Annotated in this window: 39 protein-coding genes; 32 read left to right on the top strand and 7 right to left on the bottom strand. The window is 32.9% G+C overall.

Going from position 1 to position 22,429, the window contains the following annotated elements:
* Window position 1: 1 nt before the first annotated feature.
* The 5 genes from lptB to LW133_RS00250 all read right to left on the bottom strand — a co-directional run bounded on the left by lptB (window position 2) and on the right by LW133_RS00250 (window position 4,668).
* Window positions 2-724: an LPS export ABC transporter ATP-binding protein gene (gene lptB, locus LW133_RS00230; RefSeq protein WP_233037057.1), complete on the bottom strand. Its 723-nt coding sequence runs from the start codon at window positions 722-724 to the stop codon at window positions 2-4.
* Window positions 717-1,133, bottom strand: a complete 417-nt coding sequence (gene tsaE, locus LW133_RS00235) for a tRNA (adenosine(37)-N6)-threonylcarbamoyltransferase complex ATPase subunit type 1 TsaE (protein ID WP_233075437.1) — start codon at window positions 1,131-1,133, stop codon at window positions 717-719. The genes lptB and tsaE overlap by 8 nt, the downstream gene beginning before the upstream one ends.
* Window positions 1,126-2,961 carry a DNA polymerase III subunit gamma/tau gene (locus tag LW133_RS00240; protein WP_233075438.1) on the bottom strand — a complete coding sequence of 612 codons (1,836 nt, stop codon included), beginning with the start codon at window positions 2,959-2,961 and terminating at the stop codon, window positions 1,126-1,128. Before LW133_RS00240 ends, tsaE begins: the two co-directional genes overlap by 8 nt.
* A 73-nt stretch (window positions 2,962-3,034) precedes the next feature.
* Entirely contained in the window at window positions 3,035-3,628 is a 594-nt protein-coding gene (locus LW133_RS00245) for a ribonuclease HII (RefSeq protein ID WP_233075439.1), read from the bottom strand.
* Window positions 3,625-4,668 carry an ATP-binding protein gene (locus LW133_RS00250; protein WP_233075440.1) on the bottom strand — a complete coding sequence of 348 codons (1,044 nt, stop codon included), beginning with the start codon at window positions 4,666-4,668 and terminating at the stop codon, window positions 3,625-3,627. The genes LW133_RS00245 and LW133_RS00250 overlap by 4 nt, the downstream gene beginning before the upstream one ends.
* Window positions 4,669-4,865: 197 nt before the next feature.
* Here LW133_RS00250 and rpsJ point away from each other — a divergent pair, with 197 nt between their 5' ends.
* From rpsJ to rplQ, 29 genes are all read left to right on the top strand, one after another.
* Entirely contained in the window at window positions 4,866-5,177 is a 312-nt protein-coding gene (rpsJ, locus tag LW133_RS00255) for a 30S ribosomal protein S10 (RefSeq protein WP_233037052.1), read from the top strand.
* A gap of 9 nt (window positions 5,178-5,186) precedes the next feature.
* Entirely contained in the window at window positions 5,187-5,765 is a 579-nt protein-coding gene (rplC, locus tag LW133_RS00260; protein WP_233075441.1) for a 50S ribosomal protein L3, read from the top strand.
* Between the two features lie 10 nt (window positions 5,766-5,775).
* Window positions 5,776-6,393 carry a 50S ribosomal protein L4 gene (rplD, locus tag LW133_RS00265; RefSeq protein ID WP_233075442.1) on the top strand — a complete coding sequence of 206 codons (618 nt, stop codon included), beginning with the start codon at window positions 5,776-5,778 and terminating at the stop codon, window positions 6,391-6,393.
* A 10-nt stretch (window positions 6,394-6,403) separates the two neighbouring features.
* Window positions 6,404-6,685, top strand: coding sequence for a 50S ribosomal protein L23 (locus LW133_RS00270; protein WP_233037048.1), 282 nt, complete (start codon window positions 6,404-6,406; stop codon window positions 6,683-6,685).
* A 10-nt stretch (window positions 6,686-6,695) separates the two neighbouring features.
* Complete coding sequence (rplB, locus tag LW133_RS00275) at window positions 6,696-7,523, top strand: 50S ribosomal protein L2 (RefSeq protein ID WP_233075443.1); 828 nt, start codon at window positions 6,696-6,698, stop codon at window positions 7,521-7,523.
* A gap of 9 nt (window positions 7,524-7,532) precedes the next feature.
* Window positions 7,533-7,814 (top strand): 30S ribosomal protein S19, encoded by a 282-nt coding sequence (rpsS, locus tag LW133_RS00280; RefSeq protein WP_233037044.1) that lies wholly within the window; start codon window positions 7,533-7,535, stop codon window positions 7,812-7,814.
* 11 nt (window positions 7,815-7,825) lie between these two features.
* Window positions 7,826-8,242: a 50S ribosomal protein L22 gene (gene rplV, locus LW133_RS00285; RefSeq protein ID WP_233075444.1), complete on the top strand. Its 417-nt coding sequence runs from the start codon at window positions 7,826-7,828 to the stop codon at window positions 8,240-8,242.
* A gap of 2 nt (window positions 8,243-8,244) precedes the next feature.
* A complete protein-coding gene (rpsC, locus tag LW133_RS00290) occupies window positions 8,245-8,946 on the top strand; it encodes a 30S ribosomal protein S3 (RefSeq protein WP_233037040.1) in 702 nt (233 codons plus the stop codon).
* 2 nt (window positions 8,947-8,948) lie between these two features.
* Window positions 8,949-9,374, top strand: a complete 426-nt coding sequence (gene rplP / locus LW133_RS00295) for a 50S ribosomal protein L16 (RefSeq protein WP_233037038.1) — start codon at window positions 8,949-8,951, stop codon at window positions 9,372-9,374.
* Window positions 9,361-9,549: a 50S ribosomal protein L29 gene (rpmC, locus tag LW133_RS00300; protein ID WP_233075445.1), complete on the top strand. Its 189-nt coding sequence runs from the start codon at window positions 9,361-9,363 to the stop codon at window positions 9,547-9,549. The genes rplP and rpmC overlap by 14 nt, the downstream gene beginning before the upstream one ends.
* Before the next feature lie 15 nt (window positions 9,550-9,564).
* Entirely contained in the window at window positions 9,565-9,825 is a 261-nt protein-coding gene (rpsQ, locus tag LW133_RS00305) for a 30S ribosomal protein S17 (protein ID WP_233037034.1), read from the top strand.
* A gap of 1 nt (window position 9,826) precedes the next feature.
* Window positions 9,827-10,195 (top strand): 50S ribosomal protein L14, encoded by a 369-nt coding sequence (gene rplN, locus LW133_RS00310; RefSeq protein ID WP_233037032.1) that lies wholly within the window; start codon window positions 9,827-9,829, stop codon window positions 10,193-10,195.
* Window positions 10,195-10,428, top strand: coding sequence for a 50S ribosomal protein L24 (gene rplX, locus LW133_RS00315; RefSeq protein WP_233075446.1), 234 nt, complete (start codon window positions 10,195-10,197; stop codon window positions 10,426-10,428). Before rplN ends, rplX begins: the two co-directional genes overlap by 1 nt.
* Before the next feature lie 3 nt (window positions 10,429-10,431).
* A complete protein-coding gene (rplE, locus tag LW133_RS00320; RefSeq protein ID WP_233037028.1) occupies window positions 10,432-10,977 on the top strand; it encodes a 50S ribosomal protein L5 in 546 nt (181 codons plus the stop codon).
* A 1-nt stretch (window position 10,978) separates the two neighbouring features.
* Window positions 10,979-11,164: a type Z 30S ribosomal protein S14 gene (locus LW133_RS00325; protein ID WP_233037026.1), complete on the top strand. Its 186-nt coding sequence runs from the start codon at window positions 10,979-10,981 to the stop codon at window positions 11,162-11,164.
* Between the two features lie 9 nt (window positions 11,165-11,173).
* The gene (gene rpsH, locus LW133_RS00330) at window positions 11,174-11,569 is read left to right on the top strand and encodes a 30S ribosomal protein S8 (protein WP_233075447.1); all 396 of its coding nucleotides are present in this window, start codon (window positions 11,174-11,176) and stop codon (window positions 11,567-11,569) included.
* A gap of 11 nt (window positions 11,570-11,580) precedes the next feature.
* Window positions 11,581-12,117, top strand: coding sequence for a 50S ribosomal protein L6 (gene rplF, locus LW133_RS00335; protein WP_233075448.1), 537 nt, complete (start codon window positions 11,581-11,583; stop codon window positions 12,115-12,117).
* 15 nt (window positions 12,118-12,132) lie between these two features.
* The gene (gene rplR, locus LW133_RS00340; protein ID WP_233075449.1) at window positions 12,133-12,489 is read left to right on the top strand and encodes a 50S ribosomal protein L18; all 357 of its coding nucleotides are present in this window, start codon (window positions 12,133-12,135) and stop codon (window positions 12,487-12,489) included.
* A gap of 9 nt (window positions 12,490-12,498) precedes the next feature.
* A complete protein-coding gene (gene rpsE, locus LW133_RS00345) occupies window positions 12,499-12,939 on the top strand; it encodes a 30S ribosomal protein S5 (RefSeq protein ID WP_233037018.1) in 441 nt (146 codons plus the stop codon).
* A gap of 9 nt (window positions 12,940-12,948) precedes the next feature.
* Window positions 12,949-13,347: a 50S ribosomal protein L15 gene (rplO, locus tag LW133_RS00350; RefSeq protein ID WP_233075450.1), complete on the top strand. Its 399-nt coding sequence runs from the start codon at window positions 12,949-12,951 to the stop codon at window positions 13,345-13,347.
* Between the two features lie 2 nt (window positions 13,348-13,349).
* Window positions 13,350-14,615, top strand: coding sequence for a preprotein translocase subunit SecY (gene secY, locus LW133_RS00355; RefSeq protein ID WP_233075451.1), 1,266 nt, complete (start codon window positions 13,350-13,352; stop codon window positions 14,613-14,615).
* Window positions 14,615-15,373, top strand: a complete 759-nt coding sequence (gene map / locus LW133_RS00360) for a type I methionyl aminopeptidase (protein ID WP_233075452.1) — start codon at window positions 14,615-14,617, stop codon at window positions 15,371-15,373. Before secY ends, map begins: the two co-directional genes overlap by 1 nt.
* Window positions 15,374-15,592 (top strand): translation initiation factor IF-1, encoded by a 219-nt coding sequence (gene infA / locus LW133_RS00365; protein WP_104697941.1) that lies wholly within the window; start codon window positions 15,374-15,376, stop codon window positions 15,590-15,592.
* A gap of 99 nt (window positions 15,593-15,691) precedes the next feature.
* Entirely contained in the window at window positions 15,692-15,805 is a 114-nt protein-coding gene (gene rpmJ, locus LW133_RS00370; RefSeq protein ID WP_027326678.1) for a 50S ribosomal protein L36, read from the top strand.
* Between the two features lie 3 nt (window positions 15,806-15,808).
* Entirely contained in the window at window positions 15,809-16,171 is a 363-nt protein-coding gene (rpsM, locus tag LW133_RS00375; RefSeq protein ID WP_233037010.1) for a 30S ribosomal protein S13, read from the top strand.
* An 11-nt stretch (window positions 16,172-16,182) separates the two neighbouring features.
* On the top strand, window positions 16,183-16,578 hold the full coding sequence (rpsK, locus tag LW133_RS00380) for a 30S ribosomal protein S11 (RefSeq protein WP_233075453.1): 396 nt from the start codon (window positions 16,183-16,185) through the stop codon (window positions 16,576-16,578).
* Window positions 16,579-16,587: 9 nt separating this feature from the next.
* Complete coding sequence (gene rpsD, locus LW133_RS00385; protein ID WP_233075454.1) at window positions 16,588-17,214, top strand: 30S ribosomal protein S4; 627 nt, start codon at window positions 16,588-16,590, stop codon at window positions 17,212-17,214.
* Between the two features lie 12 nt (window positions 17,215-17,226).
* Window positions 17,227-18,234, top strand: coding sequence for a DNA-directed RNA polymerase subunit alpha (locus LW133_RS00390; RefSeq protein WP_233075455.1), 1,008 nt, complete (start codon window positions 17,227-17,229; stop codon window positions 18,232-18,234).
* 9 nt (window positions 18,235-18,243) lie between these two features.
* Window positions 18,244-18,594 carry a 50S ribosomal protein L17 gene (gene rplQ / locus LW133_RS00395; RefSeq protein WP_233075456.1) on the top strand — a complete coding sequence of 117 codons (351 nt, stop codon included), beginning with the start codon at window positions 18,244-18,246 and terminating at the stop codon, window positions 18,592-18,594.
* Window positions 18,595-18,620: 26 nt separating this feature from the next.
* On the opposite strand, the gene LW133_RS00400 is transcribed toward rplQ, so the two are convergent.
* Both LW133_RS00400 and ribE read right to left on the bottom strand, forming a co-directional pair.
* Complete coding sequence (locus LW133_RS00400; protein WP_233075457.1) at window positions 18,621-18,881, bottom strand: EscU/YscU/HrcU family type III secretion system export apparatus switch protein; 261 nt, start codon at window positions 18,879-18,881, stop codon at window positions 18,621-18,623.
* Window positions 18,881-19,489: a riboflavin synthase gene (ribE, locus tag LW133_RS00405; RefSeq protein ID WP_233075458.1), complete on the bottom strand. Its 609-nt coding sequence runs from the start codon at window positions 19,487-19,489 to the stop codon at window positions 18,881-18,883. Before ribE ends, LW133_RS00400 begins: the two co-directional genes overlap by 1 nt.
* Before the next feature lie 58 nt (window positions 19,490-19,547).
* On the opposite strand from ribE, the gene LW133_RS00410 reads away from it, so the two are divergent.
* From LW133_RS00410 to LW133_RS07350, 3 genes are read left to right on the top strand one after another with little or no spacing between them, the layout of a single operon-like run.
* The gene (locus LW133_RS00410) at window positions 19,548-20,306 is read left to right on the top strand and encodes a TatD family hydrolase (protein WP_233075459.1); all 759 of its coding nucleotides are present in this window, start codon (window positions 19,548-19,550) and stop codon (window positions 20,304-20,306) included.
* 56 nt (window positions 20,307-20,362) lie between these two features.
* Complete coding sequence (locus tag LW133_RS00415; protein WP_233075460.1) at window positions 20,363-21,472, top strand: lytic transglycosylase domain-containing protein; 1,110 nt, start codon at window positions 20,363-20,365, stop codon at window positions 21,470-21,472.
* Window positions 21,472-22,428 carry a septal ring lytic transglycosylase RlpA family protein gene (locus LW133_RS07350; RefSeq protein ID WP_269843695.1) on the top strand — a complete coding sequence of 319 codons (957 nt, stop codon included), beginning with the start codon at window positions 21,472-21,474 and terminating at the stop codon, window positions 22,426-22,428. The genes LW133_RS00415 and LW133_RS07350 overlap by 1 nt, the downstream gene beginning before the upstream one ends.
* The last annotated feature ends 1 nt before the right edge of the window (window position 22,429 follow it).

Consider the following 22,429-nt stretch of genomic DNA (forward strand, 5'->3'; position numbering starts at 1 on the left):
TTTATACCTTGAAATTTTCGCCTAAGTAGTATTTTAAAACAAGCGGATTGGTATAGATTTCCGCACTTGTTCCATTTGCTAAAAGCTCTCCACTTTTAATTACATAAGCACGATTGCAAACTGAGAGTGTTTCTCTTACATTGTGATCAGTGATAAGTACACCAATACCTAAAGTAACAAGTTTTTGAATGATTTTTTGGATATCGATAACAGCGATAGGATCCACTCCTGCAAAGGGTTCATCAAGTAAAATAAATTTTGGATTTTTTACAAGAGCACGCGCAATTTCCACTCTTCTTCTCTCTCCACCACTAAGGCTAATGCCCTTGCGGTGTCTGATGGGTTCAATATTAAATGCTTCTAGCATTTGTTCGATTTTTTGCCATGCTTCTTTTTTATCTTTGAAGGTGGTTTCAGCAGAAATATATAAATTTTCTTCTACGCTAAGATCTTTAAATATACTTGATTCTTGAGGAAGGTAGCCAATACCTATATTAGAGCGTTTGTGCAAGGGGAAGGAGGAAATATTTTCATCATTTAAAAAAATTTGCCCATTTGTAGGTTTGAGTAATCCACAAATCATATAAAAAGTTGTTGTTTTTCCCGCACCATTTGGCCCTAATAATCCAACAACTTCTCCGCTATTTACTTCGATGGATACATCTTTAACAATAAGGGTTTTTTTTATTTGCTTATTGAGATTTTGCGCAACTAGCTTATCCATCTATGATCCTATATATCCTTTTGTTATCATGTTTGCTAATTTTTATAATGTGATAATTATACCTACTATTTTTTAGAATATTTGCTAATTTTTCATCACCCCATTCTATAAAATGTACCCCTTGATTTTGTAGATAATCTAATAAACCAAGTTCAAGAGCTTTTTGTAATCCGTGATGATAAAGATCGTAATGAAAATATCCATTATATTCATGCACAAGACTAAAAGTAGGAGAAGTAACTATGCAGGAGGGGATTTTTGAGGAAATATATTTTTGAATAAGGCTTGTTTTTCCGCTAGCTAAATCCCCTTCTAGTAAAAAAATATGATGATTTTTATTAATGATAAGATCAATATATTCAAGTAGAGGATGCAATTTTTCATAAGCTAGTAAGAATTCTTTAGTCATTTTTAAATTTCCTGATATCTTTTATTGGTATAGCACGCATCATATAATCTATAAGTTCTTGATTACGCACATAAAAGTCTTGTTTGAAGGAGTTTTGTGCATCCATTGTATTTTGTTTTGTAGATTGTGGTGCAATATCCTCTTGCTGCGTATTAATCTCTTGATTAATAGTGGTGGGATTTTTTAGTTGTGTCAAAGATATTGTATCCTCTTGTTGTGCATTTAAAATGACTTCTTGTTGTGTGATGGGAAGTTCCTGGGTAATGGGAGAATTTTGCAGGTTGGTATTTTGTTTTTGAGTATCTATTTGCAGAGATTTTGTAGTGTAGGAATCTTGTGTATTGATTTTTGTAAGAGTATCTTTTGGTTGTTGTGTTGTAGAAGTAGTATTTTGTTGTATATCTAGAGTTTGCAGAGATGAGGATATTTTTTGCTCTTGAGATAGGGCTTGTTTTTCTGGTTTTTTATTATCAATGAGGGTTTGGACAATTTTGGTGTGGATTCCAAAAACATCTTGAATTATATGTTTGATGACGGAGTAATGTGCCCTTAAAATTTCTTTGTCTTGACCGGTAGCTTGAGATGTCCAAGTAAGCGTATTGTTTTCAAAACTTACAAAATTGATATTGTTTTTAAATACATTTCCTAGATTCATATCGCGATCAAAAATTTTGTCAAGCAATGTTTGAAAGAGAGGGGTAGGAGTTTGAGAATCTGTGGGTGCTGAGGCTGTATTTTTTTGTATAGGGATTGTTGGCATGGGTTGGGTTTTTAGAGATTCTTCAAGCTTTAAAATTTCTTCATTGATAGTGCTTAGTTTTTGTGCTTCTTGCATTTTTAGGCTTGTTAATAATAAAATAAAGCCTCCATCACAGTTGAAATTGAGGAGGTTTTTACTTTCTGCCAAAATTTTTAGATAGCGTTCTAAAATAAGAAGGGAAAAATTAGGATTGCTGTGGAAATTTTCCTTGAGATAAAGAATCATTTCATCTAAAATCATTTCAGTTTCATATTCTTCGAAAATTTCTAAAATATTTTTTATTTTTGCATTATCTTTTTCTTCTACGGCATTGAAAAAATTTTGCAAAATTTGTGGATCTACGACCCCTAGCATTTCTGTAATTTTACTGCTTGTGATATTGGCGTTGCAATAAGAAATAGCCTGGTCTGTAAGAGTGAGAGTATCTCTTAAACTTCCATTACCACTCCTTGCAATAATCTCTAATGCTTCTTTTTGATAGGTGATATTTTCTTGCATAAGAATATTTTCAAGATGATTTATGATTAATTTGTGAGGGATTTTTTTAAATCTAAAATGTTGTGTTCGGCTTAAAATTGTGGCGGGAAGCTTTAAAGGATCTGTAGTTGCTAAGATAAATTTTACCGCACTTGGTGGTTCTTCTAAGGTTTTTAATAATGCGTTAAAAGCTTCTTTTGTTAGCATATGCACTTCGTCAATAATAAAAATTTTATATTTTCCATAACTTGGTGCATATTTAGTTTGTTCAATAAGGTTTCTAATGTCGTCAATTTTTCTACTTGATGCCGCATCCATTTCAATGATATCAAGGTGACGATTTTCTAAGGATTGTAGGCAGTTAGAGCATTGATTGCAAGGATCATTAATTGGAGCTTTTTCACATTGTAGTGCTCTTGCAAAGATTCTTGCTGAGCTTGTTTTTCCGCTACCTCTAAGTCCGCTAAATAAATAAGCATGAGCAATACGATTTTTTTCGAGCGCTAGAGAAAGGGTTTTGGCAACACTTTCTTGTCCAATGAGATCAGCAAATGTAGTGGGACGATATTTGAGTGCTAGAGCTAAAGCCATTATGATAAACCTAAAATTTTTTACTTAATTGTATAGATTTTTATTTTAAAAATGCATTAAGTGGTCATTAAGATCAAAAATTAAAATCAAGTAATGATTTTTTGATGATAAAACTTTTGCGATGGTAGGGGGTATAGCCAAGGGTTTTGATTTTTTCTAAATGTTTTTTTGTTCCATAGCCTGAATGTTGGATAAAGTGATAATCTGGATATAAAACATGAAGTTTTTGCATTTCTAAGTCTTTGAAATATTTGGCAAGTATAGATGCAGCGGCAATTTGTGTGATTTTATTATCACCTTTTATAATGCATTGTAGACTACTATTTTTTGGTGGAATAGAATGAAAAGTAGTATTGCCATCAAGGAGAAAATTTTTGCTATATGGTGTTAATTTTATGCATATTTCTTGAATAGATTCTTTGAGACAAGCACTAAGGGATTTTTGATCAATTTGGTTTGAAGTTTTTTCGACGACATGAAAAAATATTCCTTTGGTGTTTGTAATGAGAGCGAAGAGTTTTTGGCGTTGAGATTTTGTGGTAGTTTTACTATCTCTAACACCATGATTTTTTAAAAAAAGAGCATTTTTATCATTGCATACTACTCCTGCTACAAATAAGCTTCCACATAAGCATCCACGCCCTGCTTCGTCGATTCCACAAATCATTTTTCCTCCAAGTATTCTCCTAGGGCGAAACTCACAAAATCAATAATGTGGCATTGTGAATGCTCTAGAGGATTGATTGTAATGATAAATATTTCTTTATTTTTATTTTTTTCTAAGATTCTATCAATATCTTTTTGATTTGGAAAGGGGATAGCAAAAAAAGCCTTTTCTTTTATGAGAAAATGACATTCCTTAGAGGTTGTAATTTGGCCTTTGTATTGATTTTTGAGTTCTAAAAAAACAAGATTTTCAAAGATGGATTGAAAATTTGGTTGACTTAAAAATGCGTATGGAAGAGAAAAGTCATAAAAATAAATTTTTTTTGCTTTTTTTTGTGCGTTTTGTTCAGCAATAAAGAAGATGAATTTTTGATTTTCTAAGTCTTGTAGGATTTGATAAGTTTTGTCTTTAGAGATTTTGAGATATTTTTTTAGGTAGGTATAAAATTGATTAGTTGTTATTTTTTGGGATTGGAAGCTGAGAAGATGGAGAAAAAAGTCATAATTTTCTTTGAAAAAAAGTTGCATACTTTCCTGCTTTCTTTGATTTTTTTGATAATCAGATAGGGAAATGTTCATAGGAGAGTTACCATATTTTAAAAAGGTGTTAAAAAGTTGGTTTAGTGATGATGTGCTAGAAGAAAAGCTGATATATTCTTCAAAAATTAGAGAGAGGATGGATTTTTTGTGAAAATCTTTGAAAGAAAAAAGTGGCGTGGGAGTAATAAGAATGATATTGGTAATATTTGGCAGGGTAGGCATAAAAGATTTTTGAAAGTTGTCAAGTATTAAGAGTTCTAATTTTTTTTCTAAAAATGCTTTGAGAATTTGTGAAGTGAATGTTTGAGTATTATTTCTAGGATCATTACAATCAATATATATAGCGTATTTGTATGTTTTTGCCACATCTAGTGCTAAACTTGTTTTTCCACTTTTTGGTGGCCCATAGAGATTGATTTTTCCGGATTTGATGCTATAGCGTCTAGGAAGTATGTTAAATCCTTGGATTTTTTCCTCAATAAAGCTTGCTAGATCTTTCATTATTTGCCTTTACTGTAAAAATTTTATATCATTATTGTATTATTTTTCCTTTTAATAAGGAAATATTTTTTATATTTTTACCCAAAAATCCTTATGTAAATATTGATTTAATTGTTAATTTTTAGTAGAATAACATCTCCATTTTTGGTAGTACATCACTATTTAAATGATGAGTTCTTTTATAAGGAAAATTTAATATGGAAAAAATTAGACTTAAGTTGAAAGCTTATGATCATAGAGTTTTAGATAGATCTGTCGCTTCTATTATTGAAGCTGTTAAAAGAACAGGTTCAGATATTAAAGGGCCTATTCCTTTGCCAACAAGAAATAGAAGATATACGGTTTTACGGTCTCCACACGTCAATAAAGATTCTAGAGAGCAATTTGAAATTAGAGTGCATAGCAGAATCATAGATATTATGTCCGCTACTCCTGATACAGTAGATAGCTTAATGAAGCTTGATTTAGCTCCAGAAGTTGATGTTGAAGTAACACAAATGGGTAAGTAAGGAGTGGATATGGAATTTTTAGTAGAAAAAATTGGAATGAGTAGAACGATTGATACGCAGAGTGTCGCGGTAACTTTATTGAAAGTTATTGATGCAAAAGTATGTGAGATTTATGAGAATAATAAAGCTTTGGTTGCATATGCAAAAGGCAAAGCAAACAATAAAGCAATCCTAGGACAGCAAAAAAAATACAATCTCAGTAAGGAATTCAATCGCTTTGCAACTTTGAAGGTAAATAATACTGAAGCTGGTGATTTGGATATGAGCGTTTTAGAGAATGCAAAAAGATTAAAAGTTACTTTTAAAACAAAAGGTCGTGGTTTTAGTGGTGCAATGAAACGCTGGAATTTTCAAGGTGGTCCAGCTGCTCACGGAAGTAGGTTTCATAGACGCGTAGGATCTATCGGTAACAGAGAATGGCCAGGTAGAGTGCAACCAGGTAAAAAAATGGCTGGGCATTATGGTAATGAAACTGTTACAGCACAAAATGAAGTTATTTCTTTTGATAAAGAGAGCAATGTTTTAGTATTGAAAGGTTCTGTAGCAGGTTTCTCTGGAGCTTATGGAAAAATACAAATTATAAAATAAGGTGAGAGTAATGAGTAAGGCAATAATTTTAGATAAACAATTGAAGAAGAGTAGCGAGATTGATTTGCCACAAAGCTACAGTGAGATTAAAGAACACAATCTTTATCTTTATGTAAAATCTTATCTTGCTTCTTTACGCAACAATAGTGCAAAAGCAAAAAATCGTGGTGAAGTAAGCGGTGGAGGTAAGAAGCCTTGGAGTCAAAAAGGTGGTGGTAGAGCAAGAGCAGGTAGCATTACTTCACCAGTATTTGTAGGTGGTGGTGTGGCTCATGGTCCTAGCAATAATAGAAACTATAGCCTTAAGATTAACAAAAAACAAAAGAGACTCGCTTTGGAATTTGCTTTACAGCAAAAAGCAGAAATGGGCAAACTTTATGTGGTGGATTCTATTGAGATTGAAAGTGGAAAAACAAAAGATGCTTTTAATATGTTTAAAACACTTAATGAAAGAAGCACACTTTTTGTTACTCAACTTAGCAATGAGAATACATTTTTGGCATTTAGAAATTTAAAAGATTGTTATTTGGCAGATGCAAATGAGTTAAATGCTTACTTAGTCGCTGCATTTAGATCCGTTGTGATTGAAAAAGCAGTTTTTGATGAAATTGTTCAGGTAGCAAAATAAAGGAGTTAAAATGGCAGATATAACAGATATAAAATCAATCCTTTATACTGAAAAATCTTTGGCTCTTCAAGAAAGTGGAGTAGTTGTAGTGCAAACTTCTAGTAAGGTGACAAAAAATCAACTTAAGCAAGTTTTTAAGGAATATTTTGGTTTTACACCTCTTAGAATTAATTCACTCAAACAAGAAGGTAAAGTAAAGAGATTTAGAGGTAGAATCGGACAAAGAAGTTCATTCAAGAAATTTTATGTGAAATTCCCAGAGGGTGCGAAGATTGATTCGCTTGCAGTTTAAGGAGTAAAAAATGGCAATTAAAACATATAAACCTTATACGCCTAGTAGAAGATTTATGTCTGGACTTAGTTCAAGTGATATTACAGCAAAGCCCAGCGTAAGAAAATTGTTAATCAAACTTCCTGTAACAGCAGGTAGAAATAACAATGGTCGCATTACAAGTCGTCATAAAGAAGGTGGAGCAAAGAAGCTTTATAGAATCATTGATTTTAAACGTAATAAATATAATATTGAAGGGAAAGTGCTTGCAATAGAGTATGATCCATATAGAAATTGTAGAATTGCGTTAGTTGGTTATCCTGATGGGGATAAAAGATATATTATTCAGCCCAGCGGATTGAAAGTGGGTGACATTGTGATTGCCGCTGAAGCAGGACTTGATGTCAAAACAGGTTATGCAATGAAGATGAAAAATATTCCTGTTGGTACAATCGTGCATAATATTGAAATGCACCCAGGTGCTGGTGGACAACTTGCAAGAAGTGCAGGTGCTAGTGCGCAAATTATGGGTAGAGAAGGTAAATATATTATTATTAGAATGCCAAGTGGTGAGATGAGATATATTCTTGGTGAATGTATGGCTACAATTGGCGTTGTAGGCAATGAGGATTTTATTAATATCAATATTGGTAAGGCTGGTAGAAATAGACATAGAGGAATTCGACCTCAAACTAGAGGTAGTGCGATGAACCCTGTAGATCACCCGCATGGCGGTGGTGAAGGTAAAACAGGTTCTAGTGGGCATCCGGTTTCACCTTGGGGAACTCCAGCTAAAGGCTATAAAACTAGAAAGAAAAAAGCTAGTGATAAATTGATTATCTCAAGAAAGAAAAAATAAGGAAATAAGATGGCAAGATCAATAAAAAAAGGTCCTTTTATAGATGATTATTTAGCAAAAAAAGTACTCAAGGCCAAAGAAGCTAAAGATAATAAGCCTATTAAAACTTGGTCAAGAAGAAGTACTATTTTGCCTGATATGATTGGACTAACATTTAACGTTCATAATGGAAGAGTTTTTGTTCCTGTATATATTACAGAGAATCATGTAGGCTATAAGTTGGGTGAATTTGCTCCGACTAGAACTTTTAAGGGACATAAAGGTAGTGTCCAGAAAAAGATTGGTAAATAAGGAGTGATAAAATGAGTAAAGCATTATTAAGATATATTAGACTTTCTCCAACAAAGGCAAGATTGGTGGCAAGAGAAGTTCAAGGAATGAATGCAGAACTTGCTATTGCAAGTTTAGAATTTACTCCGAATAAAGCAGCAAAAGTGATTGCAAAAGTGATTGCATCAGCAGTTGCAAATGGTGGTTTTGATGCACAAAATGTAGTTGTGAAATCTTGTCGTGTTGATGCGGGTCCAGTATTAAGAAGATTTATGCCTAGGGCAAGAGGTAGAGCCACTCCTATTAGAAAACCAACTTCTCATGTGTTTGTAGAGGTTGCGCCAAAATCTTTAGAAAATTCTAAAAAGAATAGAAAAGACAATCAAGCAACAAAAGAAGCGACAATAGAGAAAGTAGCAAAAAAATCTACAAAAGGCGAGGATAAATAAGTATGGGACAAAAAGTTAATCCGATAGGTTTGAGATTAGGGATAAATAGAAATTGGACTTCAAGATGGTTTCCAAGCACACAAAGTGCTCCTGCTAACATTGCAGAGGATCATAAAATTAGAAAATTTTTGAAGAAAGAACTTTACTATGCTGGTGTAAGTGAGATTATTATTGAACGCGCAGCTAAAAAAATCAGAGTAACTGTGGTTGCTGCAAGACCTGGTTTGATTATCGGCAAAAAAGGTGCAGATATTGAAAAAGTAAAAGATTCTTTAAAGGCAATTATTCATAAAGAAGTGGCAATTAATATTAAAGAAGTTAAAAGACCACAAGCAAATGCACAATTAGCAGCAGAAAATGTTGCAATTCAATTGGAAAAAAGGGTTGCTTTTAGACGCGCTATGAAAAAAGTAATGCAAAGTGCAATGAAATCTGGTGCAAAAGGTATTAAAGTTAAGGTATCTGGGAGATTGGCAGGTGCTGAAATGGCAAGAACTGAGTGGTATATGGAAGGAAGAGTTCCGCTACATACTTTGCGTGCTAAGATTGATTATGGTTTTGCAGAAGCAATGACTACCTATGGAATCATTGGTGTAAAAGTTTGGATTTTTAGAGGAGAAGTTCTTCAAAAGGGTATTCAACCTGAAAGAAGAGAAGAAGCTCAAGATAGAGAACCTAAAAAAACTAGAAGAGGGAGACAATAATTATGTTGATGCCTAAAAGAACGAAATATAGAAAGCAAATGAAAGGCAGAAATAGAGGAAAGTCTTTCAGGGGTGCTCAGTTAGCTTTTGGTGATATTGGTATTAAAGCGATAGAGCATGGTAGAATTGATTCTAGACAAATTGAATCAGCAAGAATTGCCTTAACTCGTCATATTAAAAGAGCAGGAAAAGTTTGGATTAGAGTGTTTCCAGATAAACCATTGACTGCAAAACCTTTGGCTACGAGAATGGGTAAAGGTAGAGGTGCTGTTGAAAAATGGGTAATGAATATTAAGCCTGGTAGAATTATTTATGAAATTATCGGAATTGATGAAGCGACAGCAAGAGAGGCTTTAGCTTTAGCTCAAAGCAAATTACCTTTTAAAACAAAAATTGTAACGAGTGAGAGTGAAAATGAAATTTATTGAATTAAAAGATAAAGATCTTGATGAATTAAAGAAAATGTTAAAAGAGAAAAAGGCAGAGCTTTTTGAAATGAGAATAAAGCTTAAAACGATGCAATTAACAAATCCTAGTCAAATTGCAGCATTAAGAAAGGATATTGCGCGTATCAATACAGCAATATCTGCTAAGAATGATTAGTAGAAGGGATAAGAAATGAGTGAAAAACAAGCACATAAAAGAATTATCCAGGGCGAAGTTGTAAGTAAAGCTGGTGATAAGAGTGTAACGATTTTAGTAGAGAGAAAAGTTGTGCACCCAAAATATAGAAAAATTGTTAAAAGATTTAAGAAATACACTATTCATGATGAGAATAATAGTGCAAAAGTAGGAGATGTGGTTGCAGCAATTGAATGTTCACCAATTTCTAAAAACAAAGCATTTAAGCTTAAAGATATAGTTTCAGTAGGAGTGTAAGATGATTCAAAGTTTTACAAGATTAAATGTTGCTGATAATAGTGGTGCAAAGGAAATTATGTGTATCAAAGTTTTAGGCGGAAGTCATAAAAGATATGCAAGTGTAGGTGATGTTATTGTTGCTTCTGTAAAAAAGGCTATTCCTAATGGAAGAGTTAAAAAAGGTCAAGTAATTAAAGCAGTTATAGTGAGAACAAAAAAAGAAGTTCATAGGGATAATGGATCTTTAATTCGATTTGATGATAATGCAGCAGTAATTTTGGATGCAAAAAGAGAGCCTATAGGAACAAGGATTTTTGGACCTGTGAGTAGGGAAGTGCGATATGCAAATTTTATGAAAATAGTATCGTTAGCTCCGGAGGTATTGTAATGACAAAAATAAAAATTAAAAAGGGCGATATGGTTAAGGTTATCGCTGGTGATGATAAAGGAAAAGTTGCTAAAGTTTTAGGCGTTTTTCCTAAAACTTCTTGCGTAATTGTTGAGGGTTGCAAGGTTGTAAAAAAAGCAATTAAGCCAAGTGATAATAACCCTAAGGGCGGCTTTATTTCCAAAGAAATGCCTATGGATATTTCTAATGTAAAGAAAGTTGAGGAGAAGTAAAAAATGTACGCATTGAAAACAAAATATAATGAAGAGATTAAAAAGCAGTTAGCTGTAGAATTGGATATTAAAAATCCTATGCTTCTTCCTAAGCTTGAAAAAATTGTGATTAGTGTTGGTGCGGGTGATTATGCAAAAGATACAAAGATTATACAAAATATGGCAGATACTATTTCTTTGATCGCTGGTCAGAAGGCTGTAATTACGGTAGCTAAAAAATCAGTTGCTGGTTTTAAGATGAGAGAAGGTATGCCTATGGGTGTAAAAGTAACTTTACGCGGTAATCAAATGTATAATTTCCTAGAAAAATTAATTGTAGTTTCTTTGCCTAGAGTAAAAGATTTTAGAGGTGTCCCAAGAAATGGGTTTGATGGTAGAGGAAATTATAGCTTTGGTCTTAATGAGCAATTAATGTTCCCTGAAGTTGTATATGATGATATTATGGTAAGTCATGGTATGAATATTACAATGGTAACTTCTACAGATAATGATAAAAATGCATTCAAGTTATTAGAATTGCTTGGTATGCCATTTGCAAAAGGAAAATAATATGGCAAAAAAATCAATGATTGCAAAAACAAATAGAAAGGCAAAATTTAGTTCGAGAGCTTATACTAGATGTCAAGTTTGTGGGAGACCACATTCTGTTTATAGAGATTTTGGACTTTGTAGAGTATGTTTAAGAAAAATGGGTAACGAAGGTTTAATTCCTGGTCTTCGTAAGGCAAGTTGGTAAGGAGCAAAAATGGTAAATGATATAATTGCAGATTCTTTAACACGTATTAGAAATGCATCTATGAGAAGATTAGATACAACTACGCTTTATTATGCAAAAATTGTTGTATCAATTTTAGAGATTTTTAAATCAAAGGGTTTTATTAAAGATTTTGATGTGAATGACAAAGATGGTAAGCAAAGTATTTCTGTACAGCTTGCTTACGATGATAGAGGTTATTCTGTGATTAATGAAGTTAAAAGAATTAGTAAGCCTGGAAGAAGAGTTTATAAAAGTCATACAGAATTAAAAAGGTTTAAAAATGGTTATGGTACTATTGTAGTTAGTACTAACAAAGGCGTGATTGGTAATGAGGAGGCTTATAAAGCTAATGTTGGCGGTGAAGCGCTTTGTAGTATATGGTAGGAGAATAAAATATGTCAAGAGTTGGAAAAAGACCTATTAGCATTCCAAGTGGCATTGAGGTTAATGTCGAAGGAAGCAAAATTGTGTTTAAAAGCAGTAAAGTGCAAAAAGAGTTAGAAACATATGGAAGAGTTGAAGTTAGCTATGCTAACAATGAACTTAGTTTTAAATCCATAGATCAAGAACCACAATCTCGCGCATATTGGGGAACTTATAGAGCATTGGCTAATAATATAGTTTTGGGGATGACTACGGGTTTTACAAAAGTTTTAGAAGTAAATGGTGTGGGATATAAGGTTGCAGTTTCTGGAAAAACATTAGAGTTGGCTCTAGGATTTTCTCACCCTGTAAAATATCCTATCCCTGATGGAATTGAAATGACTGTAGATAAAAATACCATTACTATTAAAGGTAGTGATAAACAACAAGTTGGGCAAATAGCAGCTGAGATTAGAGAGTTTCGTCCACCAGAACCTTATAAAGGTAAGGGGATTAAGTATAGCGATGAAGTTATTATTCGCAAAGCTGGTAAAACTGCTAAGAAATGATAAAAGGTTGGTAGTATGACAAATAAGATTTTAGCAAGAAAAAAGAGTTTAAGAAATAAAAGAAAGCTCAGAATTAGAAACTCTATTTTTGGAATAGCACAAAAACCAAGAGTTAGTATTTTTAGATCTAATAAATATCTTTATGCTCAAGCAATTGATGACCAAAATCAAGTAACTTTAGCTTGTGTTGATGGTAAAAAATTACAACTTGGAAATAATAAAGAAAATGCAAAAGAAATTGCAAAAGTATTCGCACAAAGTCTTAAGGATAAGGGGATTAGTTCCGTTGTATTTGATAGAAATGGTTATTTGTATCATGGCGTTATTGCTGCTTTTGCAGATTCGCTTAGAGAAAATGGTATTATGCTGTAAAGGAAAAAAATGGAAATTAATAGAGAAGAATTTAGCGAAGTAGTTGTAAATATTGGTAGAGTTACAAAAGTTGTTAAGGGTGGTAGAAGATTCCGCTTTAATGCTCTTGTGGTAGTAGGTAATAAAAATGGTCTTGTAGGTTTTGGTTTAGGGAAAGCAAAAGAAGTTCCCGATGCAATTAAGAAAGCTGTAGATGATGCTTTTAAAAATATTATTCAAGTTAATATTAAGGGGACAACTATTGCACATGATATCGAGCATAAGTATAATGCAAGTAGAATTTTACTAAAACCAGCGAGTGAAGGAACGGGTGTAATTGCAGGTGGTTCTGCAAGACCTGTAATAGAGTTAGCAGGCATTAAGGATATTTTGACAAAATCTTTAGGTTCAAATAATCCTTATAATGTTGTTCGTGCAACAGTTGATGCGCTAGCAAGAATTAAGGCTTAAGGAGATATAATGGCATTAGAGAACATTAAACCCGCACAAGGTAGCGTTCGTGATATTAAGCGTGTAGGTAGAGGTCAAGGTAGTGGTATGGGTAAGACTTCTACAAGAGGTGGAAAAGGACAGACTGCAAGATCTGGATATAAGGCAAAAAGAGGTTTTGAGGGAGGGCAACAACCCCTTCAGAGAAGATTGCCAAAAGTTGGTTTTAGGGTACAAAACTTAAAACCTTATGTAATCAACACAGATCGTATTCTCGTGCTTTCTGAATTATCAGAATTGACTTTTGAAAGTATTAGGAGTGTTCATAAATTTCCAAAATATATTGAAAAAATCAAATTGATTGGAACAAATGTAAAAAATTTAACTTCCAAAGTTAAAGATGAGCGTATTGTTTTTAGTGGAAAATAATAATGAATAAAACGATAGTAAATAAAATACTTATCACTTTAATGTTTTTATTTGCCTATAGAATATTGGCTTATATCCCCATTCCAGGTGTGGATTTGGCAGTTATTAAAGATTTTTTTAATACTGCTGGTAATTCACAAAATGCTCTAGGTTTATTTAATATGTTTAGTGGTAATGCTGTTGAAAGATTAAGCATAATTTCTTTGGGGATTATGCCTTATATTACCGCTTCCATTGTAATGGAGCTATTGGCAGCGACATTCTCAAATTTAGCTAAAATGAAAAAAGAGCGCGATGGTATGCAAAAGTATATGCAAATTGTTCGTTACCTTACTATAGCCGTTACGATAGTTCAGGCTGTAAGTGTTGCCTTTTTACTTCGCAATATGGGTAATAGTGCTAATGGTGCAGTGATGATCGATATGCAAAGTTTTGTTGTGTTGGCAGTAGTTTCTATGCTAACTGGTACCATGCTTTTAATGTGGATTGGTGAGCAAATTACGCAAAGAGGCATTGGTAATGGTATTAGTTTGATTATTTTTTCTGGAATTGTATCTAGTATCCCTTCTGCAATTGCAGGAACGTTTAAGCTTGTAAATACAGGAGAGATTAATTTTCTTGTCTTGATAGTTATGTTGGTAATTATCATTTTTACGGTGTTTGCTATTATTTATGTTGAACTTGCAGAGAGAAGAATCCCTATTTCTTATGCTCGTAAAGTGGTAATGCAAAATCAAAACAAAAGGATCATGAACTATATTCCAATTAAAATTAATTTAAGTGGTGTGATACCTCCTATATTTGCATCTGCAATCTTGGTGTTTCCTTCAACATTATTACAGGCTTCATCAAATAATTTTTTAAAATCTATAGCAGATATTTTAGGACCTGATAAATATCTTTATAATATTTTAATGTTTATTTTTGTTATATTTTTTGCTTATTTTTATGCTTCTATTGCATTTAATTCAAAAGATATTGCTGATAATTTAAAGAGACAGGGAGGATATGTTCCTGGTATGCGCCCTGGTGAGGGTACTGTACAGTTTTTAAACACTGTTGCTAGTAGATTGACTTTTTTTGGTTCTTTGTATTTGGCTTTAATATCTACATTACCCTGGATACTTGTAAAAAGCATGGGTGTCCCATTTTATTTTGGTGGTACTGCTGTATTGATTGTTGTGCAAGTAGCAATTGATACGATGCGAAAAATTGAAGCCCAGATTTATATGAATAAATATAAAACTTTAAGTGCTGTTGGTTTCTAATGTCAATTATTATTCGCAATAAAAAAGAAATCGACTCTTTACGTCGTCCTAATGCCTTAGTTGGGGCGACATTAAAATATATTCAAGATTTTATTAAACCCGGCATTAGTCTTAAAGATATTGATAGCTTGATTGAGGATTTTATACTTTCTCATAATGCTAAACCTTCATTTAAAGGTTTGTATGGGTTTCCTAGTTCTGCCTGTCTTTCGGTTAATGAAGTGATTATTCATGGTATTCCTACAGATTATATTCTTAAAGAGGGTGATATAATTGGCATTGATGTTGGAACGCAGATAGATGGATGGTATGGAGATGGTGCAATTACAATGGGTGTAGGAAAGATCGCTTTACAAGATCAAAAACTTATAGATTGTGCTAAGGAAACATTATTGAATTCAATCAGTGAGATTAAAGTAGGGATGTATTTTAAAGAGTTAAGTAAGATTCTGGAAGAAAATATTCGCAAAAAAGGCTTTGTTCCATTAAAGGATTATTGTGGGCATGGTATAGGTAGAAAGCCTCATGATGAGCCTAGTATCCCAAATTATTTAGAAAGTAGCAACTATAAACAAGGGCCAAAAATAAAAAATGGAATGGTGTTTTGTATAGAACCTATGGTATGTGTAGAAAGTGGAGAACCTAAAGTATTGCAGGATAAATGGAGTGTTGTATCTAGTGATGGTTTTAGAGGAAGTCATTATGAGCATACTGTGGCTATAATTGATGGTGTTGCAGAAATTTTAACGGAGGCTTAAATGGCAAAAGATGATGTGATAGAAATTGATGGAAAAGTAGTAGAAGCTTTACCTAACGCCACTTTTAGGGTGGAATTAGATAATGGACATATTGTTTTGTGTCATATTTCTGGAAAAATGCGTATGCATTATATTAAAATTCTTCCTGGTGATAAGGTAAAAATAGAATTAACACCTTATAGTCTCGATAAGGGAAGAATCACTTTTAGGTATAAATAAGTTTTATTAAAGTTTTTTATAGTATAATAGGCACTTTTATTATGTTTAGAAGAGTAATAAAAGAGATTTGTATTTATTGCAAATATTAAGGAGTTTGAAATGAAAGTAAGACCGTCGGTCAAAAAGATGTGTGACAAATGTAAGGTCATTAAGAGAAAGGGAGTTATTCGTGTGATTTGTGTAACTCCAAAACATAAACAAAGACAAGGATAAAATATGGCTAGAATTGCTGGTGTAGATTTGCCAAAAAAGAAAAGAGTAGAGTATGCTCTTACTTATATCTATGGTATAGGATTAAAGACATCAAGAGATATCCTTAATGCTGTAAATATTTCTTTTGATAAGCGAGTTAATGATCTCAGCGAAGATGAAGTTTCTGCGATATCAAAAAAAATTCAAGAAGATTATAGGGTTGAGGGTGATTTAAGAAAAAAGATTCAGATGGATATTAAGGCTTTGATGGATTTGGGTAATTATCGAGGTCTTAGACATAGAAAAGGATTGCCTGTGCGTGGTCAGACAACAAAAAATAATGCTCGCACAAGAAAAGGCAAGAAAAAAACTGTTGGTAGCAAGTAAGGAGGCGAAATATGGCTAAAAGAAATACAGCAACCAAAAAAAGAGTTGTAAAGAAGAATATTGCAAAAGGAATAGTGTGTATTTCCGCTTCTTTTAACAATACAAATGTAACAGTAACAGATGAAATGGGTAATGTTATTTGTTGGGCTACAGCAGGTGGACTTGGCTTTAAGGGGTCTAAAAAATCTACTCCTTATGCAGCACAACAGGCGGTTGAAAGTGCAATGATGAAAGCTAAAGAACATGGCATTAAGGAAGTTGGTATTAAAGTTCAGGGGCCTGGTAGTGGTAGAGAAACTGCTATTAAGAGTGTAGGAGTGATCGAGGGAATTAAAGTGTTGTGGATTAAGGATGTAACACCTTTACCTCATAATGGTTGTAGACCACCAAAAAGAAGAAGAGTATAAGGGGTAGATATGGCAAGATATAGAGGACCTGTTGAAAAACTAGAAAGAAGATTTGGAGTTTCTCTCGCGCTTAAGGGTGAGAGAAGATTGGCTGGAAAAAGTGCTTTAGATAAAAGACCTTATGGACCAGGGCAGCATGGACAAAAAAGAGGAAAGATCTCAGAATACGGATTGCAGCTTCGTGAAAAACAAAAAGCAAAAGTTATGTATGGTGTTTCTGAGAAACAATTTAGAGCAATTTTTGCCGAAGCAAATCGTTTAGATGGAAATACCGGAGAAAATCTTATTCGTTTGATTGAAAGAAGGTTGGATAATGTTGTATATAGAATGGGATTTGCTACAACAAGGAGATTTGCTAGACAACTTGTTACACATGGTCATATTTTAGTAGATGGTAAAAAAGTAAATATTCCTTCTTATTTTGTGAAACAAGGACAAAAAATAGAAGTAGTGGAAAAAACAAAAAATAATCCTCAGGTGACAAGATCTGTTGAGTTAACTTCACAAACAGGTATTTCTCCTTGGGTTGATGTGGATAAGGATAAAAGATTTGGTATTTTTACACGCTATCCAGAGAGAGAAGAGGTTGTAATTCCTATTGAGGAAAGACTTATAGTAGAGTTGTATTCTAAGTAATAGGAGCGGATAATGAAGATTATTAAGACTATACCCTACATCCCTACAAATGTAGAAGTGGAGAATTTGGGTCCAAATAAAGTTAGGGTAATAGCTTATCCTTTTGAGGCAGGGTATGCTATTACTTTGGCTCATCCATTAAGAAGATTATTATTGTCTAGTTCTGTTGGATTGGCTCCTATAGCTTTGAAAATAGAAAATGTAACTCATGAATTTGACTCGATACGCGGAATTGTGGAAGACGTGTCACCTTTTATAGTAAATTTAAAGAATATAAGATTTTTAGAAAAAAATGCTTTAAAGGCGGATGAAAAAATCTTTTTGGAATATTCATTTCAAGGTCCTTTAATATTAACTGGTGCTCATTTGGTTAATGAACAAATTGATGTTGTAAATAAAGAAGCTGTGTTGGCAACAATCAATGAGGATGCAACTTTGAAGTTTTCTGTTATTGTTCAGAGGGGCATTGGTTATGTTCCAAGTGAAGATATTCGTGTATTAATACCTGAGGATTATATTCCTTTGGATGCTTATTTTACACCGGTAAGAAAAGCTGTTTACGAAATAGAAAATGTGCTTGTTGAAGATAATCCAACATATGAAAAAATTATTTTTGATATAGAAACAGATGGACAGATAAACCCTCATAAGGCTTTTCAACAGGCAATTGCTATTATGCATTCTCAAATGAGTATTTTTGATGCAGATATGAGCTCTATACCAACTGCACAAAAACAAGCATCAGAAGATAATTATGACTTTAAAGACTTATTAATTAAGATTGATAGTTTGAGTTTAACAGCTAGATGCTTTAATTGCTTAGATAGAATCGGGATACGCTATATTGGCGAACTTGTTATGATGAGTGAAAATGATTTGAAAAATATTAAGAATATGGGTAAAAAATCTTACGATGAAATTGCTGATAAATTACAAGAATTAGGTTACCCTGTAGGCACAGAATTAGAAGAAGATAAAAAAACAGCATTGGGTAAAAAAATTGCTAAATTAAAATCTTAAGGATAGAAAATGAGACATGGTAAAGATTATAGAAAGCTAGGAAGAACTTCTTCTCATAGAAAAGCTCTTCTTAAAAACTTGTCAATTGCTTTGATTGAGCATGGTAAAATTGAAACTAGTGTATTTAAAGCTAAAGAATTGCAATCCTATATTGAGAGATTGATTACAACTGCAAGAGTAGGTGATTTTAATTCTCATAGAGCAGTATTTGCTCTTTTGCAACATAAGGCAGCTACTAAAAAGCTTATTACAGAAATTGCGCCTAAATATAAAGAGAGAAATGGCGGGTATACTCGTATTCAAAGAACTAGAATTAGAAGAGGTGATGCTTCTGTAATGGCTATTATAGAGCTTGTTTGATCTTAGATTTTTCTAAGATCAAAATTTTAGCTAATTTGTGCTTTTTTCTCACATTGGTCTAACCATACAAAAACCTCGACAACTCCATTATAAAGCTCCACAGGTATTTCAGAATTAATATCTATATTTATTAAAGATTCTACTAAAGCAGCATTGCTAAATAAAGGCAAATTATATTCTTTTGCTTTTTGTATAATTTGTTGTGCTATAGCTCCTTTGCCAGATGCTATTACTCTAGGTGCACTATCTTGCAGTGTGTTGTAAGCTAGAGCTGCTGCTTTTTTCATTAAAAACTCATAAGGATATCATCAAAATTTACCCAAGATTTTTGATCTTTTTTAGATAAGAGTGCGTCTATACTTCTTACTAGCATATCAGTTTCAATATTTACCCTTCTTTGTTTTTGATATGTTTTAAACAAAGTATTTTCAAAAGTATGTGGAATGATTATAAGTTTGAAGCCTTCGTGAGAAATTTCAGCTAAAGTTAGGCTGATGCCATCAATTGTGATGGAGCCATGTGGTATACAAAGACGCAAAATATTTTGGGGTGCTTTGATAAAAAACTCCATTTGATTTTTGTTTTTTTGGATATTTTGAATAATGCCAATACCATCTATATGTCCTTGTACAAGATGACCATCTAAACGCGAAATCATTTGGAGCGCAGGTTCTATATGTACATTTTCATGGTAATTTTCTAGTGCAATTTTTTCTTGCGTATGTTTACTAATTTCTAAGCTAAAGGTGTTATTTTTTTTGGAAATAACAGTAAGACAAACGCCATTTACGGCAATACTATCACCAATTTCTGGTTCATAAGATGCTTCGAGTTCCAAAATATTATTTTTCATTTTTTTGACTTTTGCAATTTCTCGTATTAATCCACTAAACATTTTACTCTTTTATTTTGCTAGAATCTAAAGTATTATTCTAACAAAAATAAGGAAAAATATGTTTATTGATACACATTGCCATCTTAATGATGTGCAGTTTTGTGAAGATATAGAGAAAGTAATACAAGAAGCTTTGGTAAACAAGGTGGAAAAAATGATTATTCCAGGTGCAGATCCCAGAGAGTTGCACCAAGCAGTATTGTTGGCAGAAAAATATTCTAGTGTGTATTTTGCGGTAGGAATTCATCCGTATGATATTGATCATGGTTTATTAAAAGATTCTTTAAGCATGATAGAACATCCAAAATGTGTGGCAATTGGTGAGTGTGGTTTGGATTATTTTCGACTTCCTCAAATTAATCAAGAATGCTATAAGAAAGCACAAAAAGATCTTTTTATCGAACATATTCAAATTGCTTTGCAGCATGATAAACCATTGATCTTACATATTCGTGAAGCCAGTAGGGATGCCTATGAAATTTTACAGCAATATCCTAAAGCTAGAGGGGTGTTACATTGCTATAATGCTGATGAGATTTTATTGGATCTTAGCAATCGCTTTTATTATGGCATTGGAGGCGTATGTACTTTTAAAAATGCAAAAAGAATTGTAGAGATATTACCAAAAATTCCTCTTGATAAAATTTTGTTAGAAACAGATGCGCCTTATTTGACACCAACACCTTATAGAGGAGAGCGCAATAAACCCGCTTATATTCCAATTATTGCACAAAAAGTTGCAGAAATTTTAGAAAAAAGTTGGGAGGAAATTGGGGAATTGAGTACGCAAAATGGAAAAAAGATTTTTGGATTTTGATTTATATTTGATTAAAAAACGATAAAATGGTAACTTTTATTAGCGCAAGGAGTTTTATGCTAAAGGTTTTAAAAGGCTTTTTCTTTTTGACATTTGCAGTAAAAATAGTATTTGCAGATTTTAATCGCTTGAGCTACGATCGCTATAATGAAGGAGTTTTAAACTCTTTTGGTATAAGTGGTTCTTTTTTAGCAAAGTTGCAAGAAAAAAATATTACAAATCCAAATCGTTTGCATACAAAATGGGATTTTTTCTTAGAACAATTTGATAATGGTTATGAATTTATACCAGTTTTGCGATCTATTATGGTGGAAGCAGGGATACCACAGGAGTTTTTGTTTTTAGCGATGGCAGAATCTGGTTTTTCGGTGCGTGCATATAGCCCTAAGAAAGCTGCGGGAATTTGGCAAATTATGCCAAAAACTGCAAAAAGTTTAGGACTAAAAATTAATGAGTATATTGATGAGCGTAGAGATCCGATAAAAAGTACACAAGCAGCAGCAAGGTATCTGCGTTATCTTTACAAACAGACAGGTGAATGGTATTTGGCAGCGATGGCGTATAATTATGGGATAGGGAATTTACGGAAAGCGATACAAAAAGCAGGGAGTAGTGATATTGAAACTCTTGTGAATGAGGAAAAAAAATATCTTCCTAAAGAAACGCGAGAGTATATAAGAATGATTCTAGAAATGTCTTTGGCATTTAATAATTATGAAAAATTACAAGATAGTGATAAAAAATATCTTTTAAATCGTGGTGCTGCAGATAGTATTGTTGGAGTACAAGTTAAATCAGGGACAATGTTGGAATATATTGCACAGCAACTTGATATGTCTTTGGTGGAGTTAAAAAAATATAATAGACAGTTTCGATATAATTTTTTACCACCAGGGGGTGGGGATTATACCGTTTATATTCCTTATGAAAAGCTTTCTTATTTTAAACAGGCTTATGTGCCAGATGAGAATCCTAATCGTGTTTTTGTATTGCACAAAATTAAAAAAGGTGATACTTTAATAGGTCTTTCTAGAAAATATAAAGTGAGTATTCAGGAAATAAAATTAGCCAATCAGATGGAAAAAATTTTCTTAAAAGTTAATCAAAAAATCATTATTCCAGTTATTAGAGAAGAATATAAAAAATTAGCCAATAAGGGAATTTAATGAGGCAATTTTCATCTTTTGTATGCGTGGTTGCTTTTTTTTTGGGTTGTGCACCTCAGAGTTCTTATAAAGGTGGTGTTGGAGCCTTTAAAGAATATGAAGGTTATAAGGAGTGGAAAAAGAGAGGATATACTGCAAATTATGCCAATCAGTCTTTTAGCGACTATAAGGCAAGTTTTGAAGGGGGTAATATTCCTACGGATTTGTTTAATAAAGATTCTTCGATGATGGTGGGCATGCGAGAATCTGCAGCTATCCAAAGAGCAACAATGCGTCCCTACAAAATTGCTGGCAAGTGGTATTATCCCAGTAGGGTAGATATTGGTGATATTTTTGATGGTATTGCTAGCTGGTATGGTCCTAATTTTCACGATAAAAAAACCTCAAATGGTGAAATTTATAACATGCATGCACATACTGCAGCAAGCAAAACTCTTCCAATGAATACGATTGTAAAAGTACAAAATAAAGAAAATGGAAAAATTACCATTGTGCGTATTAATGATAGAGGGCCTTTTGTGGATGGTAGAATTATTGACCTTTCTAATGTTGCTGCACATGATATTGATATGGTGGATAAGGGAACTGCACAAGTAAGGTTGGAAGTAATTGGGTTTGGTGGCATGGTTGCACAAAATTATGAGAAAAAATTTCAAAAAGATCTACAAAAATCTTCAAGCCAACTTAGCAATGAATTTAAGGTTGGAGCAAGTGAAGAAGTGTTTGAGGGAGGAGATTTTGCATTGCAAGTAGGTGTGTTTAAAAAAGAGGGGGGTGCCAAAGAGATACAAGAGCGTTATAGTGAAGATTTAAAAAATTCTCCTAATTATAAAGCAGAAATTCAAAAAGATGGGGATTTTTATCGTGTTTTTGTTCGAGGTTTTAAGAGTGAAGATGAAGCCAGTGACTTTGGTATAAATAAAGGATTGGAACATCCAATTATTATAAGGGAATGAA

This window comes from Helicobacter anatolicus (genome assembly GCF_021300615.1).
Taxonomy (GTDB): Bacteria; Campylobacterota; Campylobacteria; order Campylobacterales; family Helicobacteraceae; genus Helicobacter_H; species Helicobacter_H anatolicus.

Bases quoted from the DNA above. Each gene is read 5' to 3' on its own strand.
- rplF (WP_233075448.1), top strand. From the start codon at position 11,581: ATGTCAAGAGTTGGAAAAAGACCTATTAGCATTCCAAGTGGCATTGAG.
- rplE (WP_233037028.1), top strand. From the start codon at position 10,432: ATGTACGCATTGAAAACAAAATATAATGAAGAGATTAAAAAGCAGTTA.
- rplP (WP_233037038.1), top strand. From the start codon at position 8,949: ATGTTGATGCCTAAAAGAACGAAATATAGAAAGCAAATGAAAGGCAGA.
- LW133_RS07350 (WP_269843695.1), top strand. From the start codon at position 21,472: ATGAGGCAATTTTCATCTTTTGTATGCGTGGTTGCTTTTTTTTTGGGT.
- rplD (WP_233075442.1), top strand. From the start codon at position 5,776: ATGAGTAAGGCAATAATTTTAGATAAACAATTGAAGAAGAGTAGCGAG.
- LW133_RS00240 (WP_233075438.1), bottom strand. From the start codon at position 2,961: ATGGCTTTAGCTCTAGCACTCAAATATCGTCCCACTACATTTGCTGAT.
- LW133_RS00400 (WP_233075457.1), bottom strand. From the start codon at position 18,881: ATGAAAAAAGCAGCAGCTCTAGCTTACAACACACTGCAAGATAGTGCA.
- rplB (WP_233075443.1), top strand. From the start codon at position 6,696: ATGGCAATTAAAACATATAAACCTTATACGCCTAGTAGAAGATTTATG.
- ribE (WP_233075458.1), bottom strand. From the start codon at position 19,489: ATGTTTAGTGGATTAATACGAGAAATTGCAAAAGTCAAAAAAATGAAA.
- rpsH (WP_233075447.1), top strand. From the start codon at position 11,174: ATGGTAAATGATATAATTGCAGATTCTTTAACACGTATTAGAAATGCA.
- LW133_RS00325 (WP_233037026.1), top strand. From the start codon at position 10,979: ATGGCAAAAAAATCAATGATTGCAAAAACAAATAGAAAGGCAAAATTT.
- LW133_RS00410 (WP_233075459.1), top strand. From the start codon at position 19,548: ATGTTTATTGATACACATTGCCATCTTAATGATGTGCAGTTTTGTGAA.
- infA (WP_104697941.1), top strand. From the start codon at position 15,374: ATGGCAAAAGATGATGTGATAGAAATTGATGGAAAAGTAGTAGAAGCT.
- map (WP_233075452.1), top strand. From the start codon at position 14,615: ATGTCAATTATTATTCGCAATAAAAAAGAAATCGACTCTTTACGTCGT.
- rpsK (WP_233075453.1), top strand. From the start codon at position 16,183: ATGGCTAAAAGAAATACAGCAACCAAAAAAAGAGTTGTAAAGAAGAAT.
- rpmJ (WP_027326678.1), top strand. From the start codon at position 15,692: ATGAAAGTAAGACCGTCGGTCAAAAAGATGTGTGACAAATGTAAGGTC.
- rplN (WP_233037032.1), top strand. From the start codon at position 9,827: ATGATTCAAAGTTTTACAAGATTAAATGTTGCTGATAATAGTGGTGCA.
- LW133_RS00245 (WP_233075439.1), bottom strand. From the start codon at position 3,628: ATGATTTGTGGAATCGACGAAGCAGGGCGTGGATGCTTATGTGGAAGC.
- tsaE (WP_233075437.1), bottom strand. From the start codon at position 1,133: ATGACTAAAGAATTCTTACTAGCTTATGAAAAATTGCATCCTCTACTT.
- rpsM (WP_233037010.1), top strand. From the start codon at position 15,809: ATGGCTAGAATTGCTGGTGTAGATTTGCCAAAAAAGAAAAGAGTAGAG.
- rpsE (WP_233037018.1), top strand. From the start codon at position 12,499: ATGGAAATTAATAGAGAAGAATTTAGCGAAGTAGTTGTAAATATTGGT.
- LW133_RS00270 (WP_233037048.1), top strand. From the start codon at position 6,404: ATGGCAGATATAACAGATATAAAATCAATCCTTTATACTGAAAAATCT.
- rplC (WP_233075441.1), top strand. From the start codon at position 5,187: ATGGAATTTTTAGTAGAAAAAATTGGAATGAGTAGAACGATTGATACG.
- rplQ (WP_233075456.1), top strand. From the start codon at position 18,244: ATGAGACATGGTAAAGATTATAGAAAGCTAGGAAGAACTTCTTCTCAT.
- LW133_RS00250 (WP_233075440.1), bottom strand. From the start codon at position 4,668: ATGAAAGATCTAGCAAGCTTTATTGAGGAAAAAATCCAAGGATTTAAC.
- rplR (WP_233075449.1), top strand. From the start codon at position 12,133: ATGACAAATAAGATTTTAGCAAGAAAAAAGAGTTTAAGAAATAAAAGA.
- rplX (WP_233075446.1), top strand. From the start codon at position 10,195: ATGACAAAAATAAAAATTAAAAAGGGCGATATGGTTAAGGTTATCGCT.
- lptB (WP_233037057.1), bottom strand. From the start codon at position 724: ATGGATAAGCTAGTTGCGCAAAATCTCAATAAGCAAATAAAAAAAACC.
- secY (WP_233075451.1), top strand. From the start codon at position 13,350: ATGAATAAAACGATAGTAAATAAAATACTTATCACTTTAATGTTTTTA.
- rpmC (WP_233075445.1), top strand. From the start codon at position 9,361: ATGAAATTTATTGAATTAAAAGATAAAGATCTTGATGAATTAAAGAAA.
- rpsJ (WP_233037052.1), top strand. From the start codon at position 4,866: ATGGAAAAAATTAGACTTAAGTTGAAAGCTTATGATCATAGAGTTTTA.
- rplV (WP_233075444.1), top strand. From the start codon at position 7,826: ATGAGTAAAGCATTATTAAGATATATTAGACTTTCTCCAACAAAGGCA.
- rpsS (WP_233037044.1), top strand. From the start codon at position 7,533: ATGGCAAGATCAATAAAAAAAGGTCCTTTTATAGATGATTATTTAGCA.
- LW133_RS00415 (WP_233075460.1), top strand. From the start codon at position 20,363: ATGCTAAAGGTTTTAAAAGGCTTTTTCTTTTTGACATTTGCAGTAAAA.
- rplO (WP_233075450.1), top strand. From the start codon at position 12,949: ATGGCATTAGAGAACATTAAACCCGCACAAGGTAGCGTTCGTGATATT.
- rpsQ (WP_233037034.1), top strand. From the start codon at position 9,565: ATGAGTGAAAAACAAGCACATAAAAGAATTATCCAGGGCGAAGTTGTA.
- LW133_RS00390 (WP_233075455.1), top strand. From the start codon at position 17,227: ATGAAGATTATTAAGACTATACCCTACATCCCTACAAATGTAGAAGTG.
- rpsD (WP_233075454.1), top strand. From the start codon at position 16,588: ATGGCAAGATATAGAGGACCTGTTGAAAAACTAGAAAGAAGATTTGGA.
- rpsC (WP_233037040.1), top strand. From the start codon at position 8,245: ATGGGACAAAAAGTTAATCCGATAGGTTTGAGATTAGGGATAAATAGA.